This window comes from Amycolatopsis sp. NPDC006131, assembly GCF_040614175.1.
GTDB classification, from domain to species: Bacteria; Actinomycetota; Actinomycetes; order Mycobacteriales; family Pseudonocardiaceae; genus Amycolatopsis_E; species Amycolatopsis_E tucumanensis.
On sequence record NZ_JBEXTX010000047.1, the window covers coordinates 11,015 to 23,390 of the forward strand.

At 71.2% G+C, this 12,376-nt stretch carries 11 protein-coding genes and 1 pseudogene; 8 read left to right on the top strand and 4 right to left on the bottom strand.

Annotated features, from left to right (window positions below; genetic code table 11):
- The first annotated feature begins 364 nt into the window (after positions 1-364).
- From ABZ215_RS23300 to ABZ215_RS23315, 4 genes are read left to right on the top strand one after another with little or no spacing between them, the layout of a single operon-like run.
- Entirely contained in the window at positions 365-2,818 is a 2,454-nt protein-coding gene (locus ABZ215_RS23300) for a nitrate- and nitrite sensing domain-containing protein (protein WP_237336102.1), read from the top strand.
- Entirely contained in the window at positions 2,815-3,225 is a 411-nt protein-coding gene (locus tag ABZ215_RS23305; protein WP_020421504.1) for a roadblock/LC7 domain-containing protein, read from the top strand. Before ABZ215_RS23300 ends, ABZ215_RS23305 begins: the two co-directional genes overlap by 4 nt.
- Positions 3,225-3,599 carry a DUF742 domain-containing protein gene (locus ABZ215_RS23310; RefSeq protein WP_017984828.1) on the top strand — a complete coding sequence of 125 codons (375 nt, stop codon included), beginning with the start codon at positions 3,225-3,227 and terminating at the stop codon, positions 3,597-3,599. Before ABZ215_RS23305 ends, ABZ215_RS23310 begins: the two co-directional genes overlap by 1 nt.
- Positions 3,580-4,170 carry an ATP/GTP-binding protein gene (locus ABZ215_RS23315; RefSeq protein ID WP_026153485.1) on the top strand — a complete coding sequence of 197 codons (591 nt, stop codon included), beginning with the start codon at positions 3,580-3,582 and terminating at the stop codon, positions 4,168-4,170. The genes ABZ215_RS23310 and ABZ215_RS23315 overlap by 20 nt, the downstream gene beginning before the upstream one ends.
- A 189-nt stretch (positions 4,171-4,359) precedes the next feature.
- On the opposite strand, the pseudogene ABZ215_RS23320 reads toward ABZ215_RS23315, so the two are convergent.
- Both ABZ215_RS23320 and ABZ215_RS23325 read right to left on the bottom strand, forming a co-directional pair.
- Positions 4,360-4,966: pseudogene (locus tag ABZ215_RS23320) on the bottom strand (IS5 family transposase); the annotation flags it as partial.
- A 29-nt stretch (positions 4,967-4,995) separates the two neighbouring features.
- Entirely contained in the window at positions 4,996-6,021 is a 1,026-nt protein-coding gene (locus ABZ215_RS23325) for a polysaccharide deacetylase family protein (protein WP_237336103.1), read from the bottom strand.
- A gap of 128 nt (positions 6,022-6,149) precedes the next feature.
- Here ABZ215_RS23325 and ABZ215_RS23330 point away from each other — a divergent pair, with 128 nt between their 5' ends.
- On the top strand, positions 6,150-7,724 hold the full coding sequence (locus tag ABZ215_RS23330; protein WP_354951518.1) for a putative glycoside hydrolase: 1,575 nt from the start codon (positions 6,150-6,152) through the stop codon (positions 7,722-7,724).
- A gap of 4 nt (positions 7,725-7,728) precedes the next feature.
- Here the strand turns inward: ABZ215_RS23330 and ABZ215_RS23335 are convergent, their stop codons facing one another.
- On the bottom strand, positions 7,729-8,718 hold the full coding sequence (locus ABZ215_RS23335; RefSeq protein WP_354951520.1) for a hypothetical protein: 990 nt from the start codon (positions 8,716-8,718) through the stop codon (positions 7,729-7,731).
- 175 nt (positions 8,719-8,893) lie between these two features.
- Here ABZ215_RS23335 and ABZ215_RS23340 point away from each other — a divergent pair, with 175 nt between their 5' ends.
- Together ABZ215_RS23340 and ABZ215_RS23345 are read left to right on the top strand one after the other, a co-directional pair.
- Positions 8,894-9,565 (top strand): GAF and ANTAR domain-containing protein, encoded by a 672-nt coding sequence (locus ABZ215_RS23340; RefSeq protein WP_354951522.1) that lies wholly within the window; start codon positions 8,894-8,896, stop codon positions 9,563-9,565.
- Between the two features lie 144 nt (positions 9,566-9,709).
- A complete protein-coding gene (locus tag ABZ215_RS23345) occupies positions 9,710-10,036 on the top strand; it encodes a hypothetical protein (protein ID WP_354951524.1) in 327 nt (108 codons plus the stop codon).
- 447 nt (positions 10,037-10,483) lie between these two features.
- Here the strand turns inward: ABZ215_RS23345 and ABZ215_RS23350 are convergent, their stop codons facing one another.
- Positions 10,484-11,398, bottom strand: coding sequence for an NAD(P)-dependent oxidoreductase (locus tag ABZ215_RS23350; protein ID WP_354951526.1), 915 nt, complete (start codon positions 11,396-11,398; stop codon positions 10,484-10,486).
- Positions 11,399-11,553: 155 nt separating this feature from the next.
- On the opposite strand from ABZ215_RS23350, the gene ABZ215_RS23355 reads away from it, so the two are divergent.
- Entirely contained in the window at positions 11,554-12,264 is a 711-nt protein-coding gene (locus ABZ215_RS23355; protein ID WP_354951528.1) for an alpha/beta fold hydrolase, read from the top strand.
- Positions 12,265-12,376: the final 112 nt, after the last annotated feature.

Below are 12,376 nucleotides of genomic sequence, written 5' to 3' on the forward strand. Positions count from 1 at the left end.
GCGAGACCATCCAGCGGAATAGAACCCGCGGAACGCTTCGGCATTCCCCGGACTCGCCAAGGATCTGCGCGGCCCGTCGGTCGGGACGTAACGAGATCATATAGCGGGACGACAATATCCGCGCGGCTGACAATGCCCCCGACCCCTCACCGGAGAGGCGGCGAGCGCGGACGGAACGTGAAGTTGACTCATACTTGTCCGGGCTGGTTCACTCTCCCGGTCGCAGAACCCACCGCGGTTCCTGTGCGCAGCGTCAACTCGGGTCCGGGGGCCGAGGCCATCACATCGAGTTGCGGGAAGGCTCTTCAGAGCGTTGAAAAAGGTATTCGGAACACGTAGGCGGCGTGCTTCGATCCGGTCGAGGGTGCTCGCGATCGCGATCGTGCCCAGTGTCGCCCTGCTGCTCGCTGGCGTGGCGCTCGCGGGCTACCTGGTCGTGCAGGCGGTGAACGCCCGCGAATTCGCGACGAAGGTCCACGACTCGGCCGAGCCCGGCGCCCTCTTCTTCGGCGCGGTGCGCGCGGAGCGCGTGCTGACCCTGCGCACGCTGGCGAGCAACGGCGCGCCCGGCGCGGATCTGATCCAGGCCCGCGCGAAGCTGGACACCACGGCCGCGCGGATGGCCACCGTGCTGCAGGACATGGTCGACGACGCGCCGGACTCGGTGCGCCAGAGCATCGCCAAGACCAGCGCGAACTTCGCCCAGCTGCCGGAGCTGCGCCAGCGCGTCGACAGCAGGCAGGCGTCGCCGCTGGAGGCGTACGCCTTCTACAACCGCATCATCGACGAGTTCGCCACCGGTCTGAACGGCGTCGCCGAGGGAGCGCCGGACGCGCAGACCGCGTTCCTCCGCGTCACCGCGATGCCGCTGTTCACCGCGGCCGACGCGATGTCCCGCGGTGACGCGCTGGCGGCCGCCGGCATCGCCGGGCGCGGTCTGTCCGAGGAGGAGTTCCGCACCTACATCAGCCAGGTCGGCGCCTATCACGCCGAGCTGGAGGTCGCCGCGCCGCAGATGATCCCGTCGGTGCGCGCCAAGTACGAGGCGCTGCTGGCGAGCCCTGCGTGGGACACGCTGAGCATCGTTGAAAACGCTTTCCTCCGCGGCAACCAGGACTCGCTCCCGGTGCCCGAGGCGCAGTGGCGCGACGCCGCGACCCAGGTCGGGAACGCGCTGATGGGCCTCTACATCGAGCAGAGCTCCAACGCCACGAACGTCGGCCTGGAAAGCGGTGACCGGACGCTGGTCACGTCGATCATCGCCGGCGCCGCCGCGCTGATCGTCTCCTTCGCGGTGTTCTTCTTCGCCTGGCGCCTGTCCAACCGCCTGATCCAGCGCCTCGGCCGGCTCCGCGAGGAGACCCTGGAGGCCGCCGAGACGCAGCTGCCGCAGCTGGTCGAGCGGGTCCGCACCGGCGAGGCCGTCGACCTCGACACCGAGGTCGCGCTGCTGGACCACGGCGACGACGAGATCGGCCAGGTCGCCGACGCGTTCAACAAGGCGCAGCAGACCGCCATCGCGGCCGCCGTCGACGAGGCCAAGACCCGTGAGGGCACCAAGAAGGTCTTCCTCAACATCGCGCACCGCAGCCAGGTGCTGGTGCACCGGCAGCTCAAGGCGCTCGACGAGGCCGAGCGCAAGCAGGAGGACCCGGACCAGCTGGACATGCTGTTCCGCCTGGACCACCTGTCCACCCGCGCCCGCCGCAACGCGGAGAACCTGATCATCCTCGGCGGCGAGCGGCCGGGACGGCAGTGGCGCAACCCCGTCGCGCTGGCCGACCTGATCCGCGGCGCCACCGGCGAGACCGAGGACTACGCGCGCGTCACCGTCGGCAAGCTGCCGAACGTCGCGGTCGCCGGCCCGGTCGTCGCCGACCTCGTGCACCTGCTCGCCGAGCTGCTCGACAACGCCACCTCGTTCTCGCCGCCGAACTCGCGGGTCGAGGTGTTCGGCGACGTCGTCGGCAAGGGCGTGGTCATCGAGATCGAGGACCAGGGTCTGGGCATCGAGCCGGAGCAGGCCGAGGAACTGAACGCGATGCTGCGGGAACCGCCGGACTTCAGCGTCATGGCGCTGTCCGCCGAACCGCGCCTCGGCTTGTTCGTGGTCGCGCGGCTGGCGTCCCGGCACGGGATTTCGGTGACCCTGCGCGAATCGGCCTACGGTGGCACGCGGGCGATCGTGCTCGTGCGGTCCGAGCTGCTGGCTCCGGTGCCGCAGCCGGAGGACGGGCAGCAGCCCGAGGAGGCGCTGGTCCCGGCGCAGAGCGTGCCGTCGCACCGCTGGCCGGAGGAGGCCGACACCGCGCCCGAGCCGGCCGGCACCAACGGGCACCGCGAGGAGCCGCCGGCGCGGGTGGACCTGTTCCGCGCCAACGTTCCGGCCGCCCCGCCGGAACCGCCGCCCGCCCCGCCGCAGCAGCCCGCGCCGTCGCAGCACTCCGCCCTGCAGCAGCACCAGGCGCCGCCGCAGCGGCCGCAGGTGCCGTTGCGGGCGCCGCTGGACTCGCGGCCGCCGCTGGACACCCGCGTGCCGATCGACACGCGGCCACCGCAATCCCGGCCACCGCAGCACGCGGGGCCGATCTCGCCGGACCGCCCGCCGCTGCCGCGGCGGCGACGGCAGCAGAACCTGGCCCCGCAGTTGAGGAAGGACGAGGAGACCACCACCTTCAGCGCCGCCACCGACCACAGCACCGTGCCCTCGGACAGCCCGGAGCAGGCCCGCAGCCGGCTTTCGGCGTTCCAGCAGGGCACCCGCCGCGCTCGTGAACAGGATCCGAGCACCACCGACATTCTGGGAGAGCACACGTGACGAACGCGGGAATCAACGAGCTGGACTGGCTCCTCGACGACCTCCTGCAGCAGGTCGTCGGAGCGGACCGGGCGGTTGTGCTGTCGGCCGACGGTCTGCTCATCGGCCGGTCGACCAACCTGTCCGAAGAGGACGGCGAGCACCTGTCGGCGGTGGCGTCGGCGTTCCAGAGCCTCGCCAAGGGCACCGGGCGCCACTTCGGCGGCGGCGCGGTGCGCCAGACCGTCGTGGAGATGGACCACGCGTTCCTGTTCGTCACCACGGCCGGGCACGGCGCCTGCCTCGCGCTGCTGACCGCGGCCGACGTCGACATGGGCCTCGTCGCCTACGCGATGAACATGATGGTCAAGCGGGTCGGCGCGGCGCTGAGCGCGGCGCCACGAGTTGAGCAGCAAAGCACGCCATGATGATCAGGCGGGACGACGACACCTGGTTCGATGACGCCGCGGGCCCGATCGCCCGGCCGTACACGATCACCGGCGGCCGCACCCACGCCGGGGACATCGACCTGCAGCTGCTCTCACTCGTGGTCGCCCTGCCCGGACTGGCCGAAGCGGCCACCATGGCACCGGAGTACGCCCGGATCGTGCGCCTGTGCCAGCGGCCGCTGTCGGTCGCCGAGGTCGCGGCGCACCTGGACCTGCCGGTGCCGATCGTGAAGGTGCTGCTCGCCGACCTCATTGAGCGCGGCCACGTCATCTACCGGACGTCCCAGCCCATCTCCGACACCCCGGAACAACACGTACTTCAGGCGGTTCTCGATGGCATTCGCAGGCTCTGAGCCCCGGCGGAACGTCTCCGCCACCGTGGTGAAGCTGCTGATCGCAGGCGGCTTCGGGGTCGGGAAGACCACCATGGTCGGCTCGGTGAGCGAGATCTCCCCGTTGCGGACGGAGGAATCGATCACCCAGGCCTCGGCCGGGGTCGACGACCTCACCGGGGTGGAGAGCAAGACCACCACGACCGTGGCGCTGGACTTCGGCCGCATCACGATCAACCCCGAGCTGATCCTGTACCTGTTCGGCACGCCGGGGCAGGACCGGTTCTGGTTCATGTGGGACGAGCTCGCGCAGGGCGCGCTGGGCGCGGTGGTGCTCGCCGACACACGCAGGTTGGAAAGTTGCTTCCCGGCCGTGGACTTCTTCGAGCGGCGCGGGCTGCCGTTCGTGGTCGGCGTCAACTGCTTCGACAACGCCTACCGCTACGGCACCGAGGAGGTGCGCGCGGCGCTCGAACTGGACGACACGGTGCCGATCCTGCTGTGCGACGCGCGGGACCGCGAGTCGACCAAGCAGGTGCTCGTGATCCTGATGCAGCACGTGATGGCGAACGCCGCCCTCGCGCGACGCTAGCGGCCCGGCTTTGTCCGTCCGGTGTGGACGGACACGCTGTAGTACGGGTTCTGTAGGTCTGTACGCAGCCACAACACGAGCCGGTTGAAGCAGCGCTCGACGACGTTCCGGTTGGCTAGATGGCCTAGTCGAACGCGGGTGGGCGGCCACCGGCCGCGCCCTCGGCGCGGCGATGCTGGACCTGGTGTTGTCGGCGATCACTCGGTCCGGGTGGGTGCGGGGCCGGCCCGGTCCGTCCCGGCCGACGTTGATCTGGTCCAGCAGCGGCAGCAGGTGCGGGCTGTCCCCGGCCTGCCCGGCGGTGAGGATGATCGACACGGGCAGACCGCGCCCGTCCACGGCGAGGTGGATCTTGCCGGCCAGTCCGCCTCGGGAGCGGCCGAGGGCTTCCCCGTCGACGGCGAGGGCTTCGATCCATCCGGTGGCGCATCCCCCTTTTTGCGGGCCCCAGCCGAGTGCTGGTGGGCCCGCACGTTGCTGGAGTCCACGCTGATCATCCACTCCACGTTTCCGGCCGAGTCGTCTTTGACGACCACGTGGTCGAGGATGCGTTCCCAGGTGCCGTCCGCGGTCCAGGTTCGCAGCCTCTCGTGGGCGGTCTTCCAGGGCCCGTAGCGTTCGGGCAGGTTCCGCCACGGCGCCCCGGTCCACAGCTTCCATAGGATCGCGTTGATCACCTGTCGGTGATCGCGCGCCAGTACCGGCCCCGGCCCGCGACCGGCGGTAGCAGGGGTTCGATCCGGGCCCAGGCCTTGGCGGTCAGTTCACCACGACCCACCCGGTCATGATCAACTATCGCAGGTCGCAACCCCTACAGGACACGCTCTAGTACGGGTTCACCTTGTCCCGGAACTTGGCGGCCACCTCGTCGGTGTCGGACTTCGGGTAGGAGATCCGCGCCGGGTCGCCGTCCGAGGTGTACCTGCTTTCCGCGTTCTGCGCGAGCTTGTCCAGCCACACCGCCGAACCGTATTCGGCCTCCTCGCCCGTCGCGCCCTGTGAGCGGATGCGCGGGATGTTCAGCGGGTCGAAGTCGGCGGTGAACGGGGACGCGGACGGGTTCGAGCCGACCAGGAACGCGCCCTGGTAGCGGTAACCGTTGCCCTGCAAGGCGAGTTCCTTCGGCCGCGGGTGGATGCCGAACGGCAGCGCGATCGTCGTCGGGTTGGCCTGCGGTGCCGCGCGCCGGATCAGCGCGTCCAGCTCGCCGATCTCGGCCTGCGCGGTCTCCTCGTCGGCCTCGCGCAGGTTCGCGTGCGTCTTGGTGTGGTTGCCGACGTCGAAACCGTTGGCCAGCAACCACGGGATCGTCCGGGCGCCGCCGGGGTCGCCGAACGCCTCGGCGTTGACGTAGAACGTGGCCACCGGCCGGAACTGCGGGTGGCTGCGGGCGAAGTCGAGCATGATCGCCACCGCCGTGCCGGGCACCGGGTTGCCGTCCGGGCCGAGGGCGAACTGGCTGGGGTCGCCGTCGTCGAAGGTCAGCACCACCGGGTGCTTGCCAGCCGGGATGTCGATGCGGCCCGCGGTGAAGTCGGCCGCCGACACGGGCACGTAGCCCTCGCGGTCCAGCCGTTCCAGCTCCGCCCGGAAGTCCTCCGGCGTGCGGTCGTAGACCGATTCGGTCTCCGGCACGATCCGGTGGTACATGAGCACCGGCACCCGCCCCAGCTCGTTCGCGCGCACCGACGCCGGTTCGGCCGGGACCGCCGGGGCGGAGGACCGCAGCGGCGCGAACGCGGCCCACTCCTGGCCGTCGTCGCGCTGCTCGTGCGGCCGGCCTTCGACGACCGTGGTGCACGCCGTGAGCAGGAACAGGACCGCTACGAGGGAAGCCAGCTTGGGTGTCACGCCTTCCAACGTGCGCCCTGCGTAGCACGAAGGCAACGGGGTGTAACCTGAAGGGATGGATTCCCGAATGACCCGGTTGATCCGGGGAATGTGCCCGCTGCTCGGCACAACCGGCGCGGGAGGGTTACATGGGCAGGCACCAGACGCGGTCCCAGAACTCGATTCTGGTCCTCGTGGCCATCATCGCCACGATGGCCATCGCCGTCACCCCGGCGGTGGTGCAATCGCTCCCGTTCGGGCTGGCCATCCAGGGCCTCGGTGACGACGTCACCACCAACGCGGAGTCGCTGCGTGACATCCGGGTGCTGGCGGCACGCGACAGCGACCTCGACCGGGTCGCGGTCACCCTCGACGACCAGCCGCTGACCACGAAACGTGACGGCGGCCGGCTGGTCCTGCCGCCGCTGAAGATCGGCGACGGCGAGCACACGCTGGCCGCCCGGCTGCCGAACGAGGTCCCCGGGCTGCCGGACGCTGTGGTGACCCGCACGTTCACCGTCGACAACACCGCCCCGGAGCTGACCTTCCAGCCCATCGAGATCAGCGACCCGCGCAAGCCGGTGACGCTGCGCGGCACGGCGAAGGGCGCGGAAAAGGTCACGGTCCAGGGCGAAGAGGTGAAGGTCAACGAGTTCGGCAACTTCACCGCGACCATCCCGACTCCCCCGGCGAAGATCGAGATCGGCGCGCAGGACGCGGCGGGCAACCGGGCGGCCGGGCGCGTCCCGGTGCGGGCGCGGCACCCCGGGATGCGCGGGGTGCACATGACCGCGGTGGCGTGGACCGCCCCGGCGCTGCGGGAACCGGTGCTGCAGATGGCGCGGGACGGGCTCATCGACACGGTCCAGCTGGACATCAAGGACGAGAGCGGCGAGGTCGGGTACAACTCGCAGGTCCCGCTGGCGAAGGAGATCGGCGCCGCGAAGAACTACTACGACCTGCGCGGGGTCGTCGAACAGCTGCACAAGGAGGGCATCCGCGTCGTCGGCAGGCTGGTCGCGTTCCGCGACCCGATCCTGGCCAGGGCGTCGTGGGAGTCCGGCAAGCGCGACCGGGTCGTGCAGAGCGCCGACGGGCAGCCGTGGGCCAGCGGGTACGGCGAGTACGCGTTCACCAACTTCGCCAACCGCGAGGTGCGGGAGTACAACATCGCGCTCGCGACGGAAGCCGCGCGGGCCGGGTTCGACGACATCCTCTACGACTACGTGCGGCGGCCGGAAGGCCCGATCGAGCAGCTGCGGTTCCCCGGCCTGGAAGGCACGCCGGAGGAGGGGATCGTGGACTTCCTCACGGAGAGCCGCAACGCGGTCCGGGCCGAGGGCGCGTACCTGGGCGCGTCGGTGTTCGGGATCGCGGTGAACCGGCCGACGCAGATCGGGCAGGACATCACCGCCATGGCGCGCAAGGTCGACTACATCGCGCCGATGATCTACCCGTCGCACTGGGGTCCCGGCGAGTACGGGGTCTCCGACCCGGAGTCGCAGCCGCTGGAGATCACCCAGCGCTCACTGGCGGCGTTCGCCGAAAAGGCCGCCGGGACGCAGACCGTGATCATCCCGTGGATCCAGGCGTTCAGCATGTCCGTCCACTACGGACGGGACCAGATCCGGGCGCAGCTGGACGGCGCACGTGCCAACGGGATGGACTCGTTCCTGCTGTGGAACGCCTCCTGCAAGTACAACGCGGCCGACCTGGCGCCCTGACCGGTCACCCGCGCAGGGGTTCGACCTCGTCCGGCGTGGTGTAGTGGTACCGGTCGCCCACCCTGACCTCCAGGTGCAGGTTGCCGTCCTCATCGGACAGTACTGCTTGGACGGTGCCGGTGCGGCCGTCGCGGAGGCTCACCCGGCTGCCGGCGGCCACCGCGATTCCGGCGACCACCACCTCGTCGGTTTCGGGCGACACCCCGCCGGGGTCCCACCACACGTCCTCCGGGAGCCCGCGGCGCACGTACTGGATGCGTTCTTCGCTCTCCGGCACGACGACCGGGTGGTCGTACAGGGTGACCGGCGCGGCCAGCACCGCGGCGTCGTTGTCGCCGAGCAGGACCGGCCACAGCCGGTGGCTTTCGCACTGCTCGGCGGCCGCCCGCGCCCACGGCGGCGGTTCGGTCAGCGACACGAACCGGCCCGCGTTCACCGCGAGCACCAGGTGCGCGGCCAGCATCGCGTGCCGGAGCGCGACTTCCCGCGGCGAGTCCGGCTCGTACCACTCGGTGTTGTTGACGACGTCGACCCGCAACCGGATCCCGCCGTGGGGGCCGCCCAGCACCTGGGCGCTCAGCCGCAGCTCGCCGGTGACCGTCCAGCTCCGGCGGACGAGCCTGCTCGCCGGGCCGAGAACCTCGGTCCGCTCGGCGCCGCCGACGACGAACGGGACGCAGGTGCGCTGGGCGGTCAGCTCCGCGACCGGGAGCACGGCGTCGACCTCGCGCTCGACCGCCTCGTCCCAGCTGACGTGCTCGGCGCCGTCCTGGCGCACGACGCGCTCCTGCCCCTGGAGGAACCGCAGCCGCACGTGCAGCACGGCGTGGGAGCGGGGTTCCAGCAGGCACTCCACGCGGCAGTCGGCGAAGTCACCGGCCTGCGGTGACGCGAACGCCGGCGGCATCAGCACCCCGAACCGCCAGTCCTGCGTCCGCGGGCGGTACAGGACGGCGTCGCCGATCGCCCTGGCGGTGTCGAACGCGGTGGTCATGCGACACGGTAAAACTGTAATGCACGTCACACAAGCACTATCGCCCGTGATGGGGGCGTAAACGCTGGTCAAGAACGAGCGGGAGCCGATCGGGCACGGATCGTGGTTCACCCGATCAGCCCAGTTCGCGGCAAGCCGGACGCGGGTACGGCTCACGGACACGGGAGGGCGGCCCATGCGCACCGAACTGATCGACGCCCTGCTCGAACTGCTGGCGCGCGAATCCGAGGGCTTCGACGTGCACCGGTTCGCGCAGGACCTCGCCGAGCGCGCCACCGTCCTCGTGCCCGCGCGCGACGCCGGGGTGCTGGTGTCGTTCCCGGCCGAGCCGGTGGAAATCGCCGCCGGCACCGGGGCCGCGCGTGATCTGGTGCGCCTCCAGCTCGAACTCGGCGAGGGGCCTGCCCCGGAATGCCTCCACAGTGGATCATCGGGCGACGGTCCGTGGCCGCGGTTTTCCCCGGCCTGCAAGGAAGCCGGTTACTCCTCGGTACACACGTTGCCGATCGACGCCGACGGTGAGGTCTTCGGCGCGCTGTGCCTGTTCGATGTCGGCGGAAATACCCACCCCGCTGGGCCGCGCCTGGCGCACGCGGCCGCGCTTCGCCTGGCCCACCAACGGGATCTGCACCAGCTCGGCGTGCGGTTGCGGCACCTGCAGACCGCGCTGGACAGCCGGGTCGTGATCGAGCAGGCCAAGGGCATGCTGGCGGAACGGCACAAGATCGGTGTGGACACGGCGTTCGAGGGCCTGCGGCGGTACGCGCGCGACCACAACCAGCGGGTCGCGGACCTCGCGCGGGCCATCGTCGACGGTCGCGACCCGGTGCGGCCGAACGATTTCTGAGGGACGAAGGGTCGTGTTCCGGACAATCGCCGGTTAGCATCGGGTTCCGCCGTCGCCAGGAGGCAGGCAGACGGCGGACGAGGAATCCGCTCCGGACCCCGGCGGTACCCGCTGTTGGAATTGACAATGCGAGGGGAGCACCGGATGACGACGACGTCCCACGACCACGAACTGCAAGCGGACGCCTTCCCGGTCGGCGAACGGCTGATGTACCTCGACCGCGACGACGACGGGCCGGACAAGGTGACCGTGCGCGTGGGTGTCGTGTCCGGGGAGTGCCGGGCAGGCGAGGACGGCCTGCGCGTGCCGATGACCGACGAAGACGGCACGCAGCGGTGGGTGGCCGCCTCGGACGTGCTGGGCAACGGCTCGAGATCGGGCAACCGGCACGAGACCGACCGGCCGGCGCGGTGGCGGCACCACCTGTCGCCCAGCGGGCGGCACCACCGGCACGACGAACCGGAGCCGTGAGGCGGGCCGGCCGCCCGGGGCGGTGATGCCTGGCGCCGCGGGCGGTGATGCCTGGCGCCCCGGGGCGGTGATGCCTGGCGCCCCCGGGGCGTGGGGCCGGGCGCCCAGGGCGGCGTGCCTGGCGCCCGGGGAGTGAGGGCTGGCCGCCCGGGTGCCTGGCGCCCGGGGCGCGAGGGCTGGCCGCCCGGGGCGGGCGTCCGTTCGGCCTCACCCGAGGAGGGGGTTTTGGCGGCGGTGACTTTCCGGCGCACTCACCAGGACGGCGCGGCCCGGGCGGCGTGAAATTCGCGCCGACCGGGGCTCGCCGGCCTGTGAACCCCTTCTTGTGAGCGTCAAGGCAGGGGGCGCCGCAGCCGTCGCGAGCGAGCCCTCCCGCGCACTCGGCTACCGCGGCATCCAATCGCGCAGTCCAAGCCGCGCTCCTCCCCTCGGAAGGGCACCTTGCCCTCAGCGGGACAGCGCCGCAGCCGTCGCGAGCCAGCCCTCCCGCGCGCTCGGGTATCGCGGCGCCCAGCCGGTCGCCGTGCGGAAGCGGGCGTTGCTCACCCTCAGTGAGCGAGTCAGCGAGGTCAGCCGCTCGCCGAGGAGCAGCGCCGCCCGGCCCGGGCCGCGTACCCACAGCCGTGCTCCGGCGGCGCGTGCCAGTGCCTCGGTGAACGCGCGCTTCGTCAGCGGCTCGTCGTCCACGACGTTGTACGTGCCGGACGGCGCCGCCAGCGCCTCGACCACCGCGGAGGCCGCGTCGGCCAGGTGGATCGGCGAGAGGTAGCCCTCCGGCGGACCCAGCATCATGCCGATGTGCCGCCGTGCCGCGGCCAGCATCTCCTCGGCGTGTGCCGCGCCGGGGCCGTAGAACCAGCCGAACCGCAGCACGACCCCGGCGCCCCCGGCCGCGATGAAGCGGTTCGCGTTGGCTTCGGCCGCGTAGTTGCCGCGGGTCATCGGGAAGTGGTCGACCGGAGAGTCCTCGTCGACCCACTCGGCGCCCCGGTCCCGGTACAACATGCTGACCGACTCCTGCACGACCCGCCCGACGCCGGCGTCCAGCGCCGCGTCCACGACCGTCGCCGAGCCGACTGTCCGGATCCGCTCGTTGGCCCGCCACGCCCCCGGCACCAGGAACCTGGACGTCGGCGGGATCGCGGTGGCCAGGTTGATCACGGCGTCCTGCCCGGCCATCGCCTCCGCCAGTGCCGCGCGGTCGAACAGGTCCGCCCGCACGGGCTTCGCGCCCTGCCGTTCGAGCACGGCGTCCTTTTCTGCGCTCCGGGACAACGCGGTGACCTCGTGACCCGATCGGACTAATGCGGGAACAGTGTGCCCACCGATCGCGCCGGTGCCTCCGGTGACGAACACCTTCATGAGGCCACCTTGGCACACGGGCTCTGGAAAAACCGGAAAACCATGTTGATCACAGGGGAGCGGATGGGTAACGTCGCGGCGTTCGTGACGGCCTGAGGAGGTGAGACCCATTTTCGCGGTATCCGGTTGGGTTCTCCTCCCGAAAGGCATCACTCATGCGCTTCATCTCGGAGACGGCTGCTGACGGCGTCTCGGAACGTTCGTTCTCGCTCGGCGACGTCACCGGTGTGTTCTGGTCACCGGTCGGCGCCGTCGGCGGTCCGCTGGTGCTCCTGGCACACGGCGGCGGGCAGCACAAGAAGGCCCCGGGCATGGTGGCACGAGCCCACCACTTCGTGCGGGCCTGCGGTTTGTCGGTCGTGGCCATTGACGCGCCGGGGCACGGTGACCGGCCACGCACCGAGCAGGACGAGCGGATCCGAGCGCTGATCCGGCAGCGGATGGCGGCGGGCGAGCCGGTTCTCGACGAGATCGCGCGGGACAACGTCTCCCGGGCGACGCAGGCTGTGCCCGAGTGGCAGCGGGTGCTGGACGCGCTGCCGGGGGTCGGGCCGGTCGGGTTCTGGGGTGTGTCGATGGGCAGTGCGACCGGGATCCCGTTGGCCGCCGCGGACCGGCGGATAGCCGCGGCGGTGTTCGGGCTCGCCGGAGATCTGCTGGTGGAGGCCGCGCGGCGGGTGCGGATCCCGATCGAGTTCCTGCTCCAGTGGGACGACGAACTCATCCCGCGCGAGGCGGGCCTGGCGCTGTTCGACGCGTTCGCGTCGGAGGAGAAGAGCCTGCACGCCAACCCCGGCCGGCACGCCGACGTGCCGCGCTTCGAGCTGGAGAGCGCGGGACGGTTCTTCGAGCGGCACCTGCGCTGAAATGTCCGGCGGTTGCGCTGAGATGTCCAGCGGTTGCGCTGAGATGCCCGGCGGTTGCGCGGGTGGACACTTCGTGATGGCGCGAGTGGGCCAGTCGCGCGGCGATCAATGG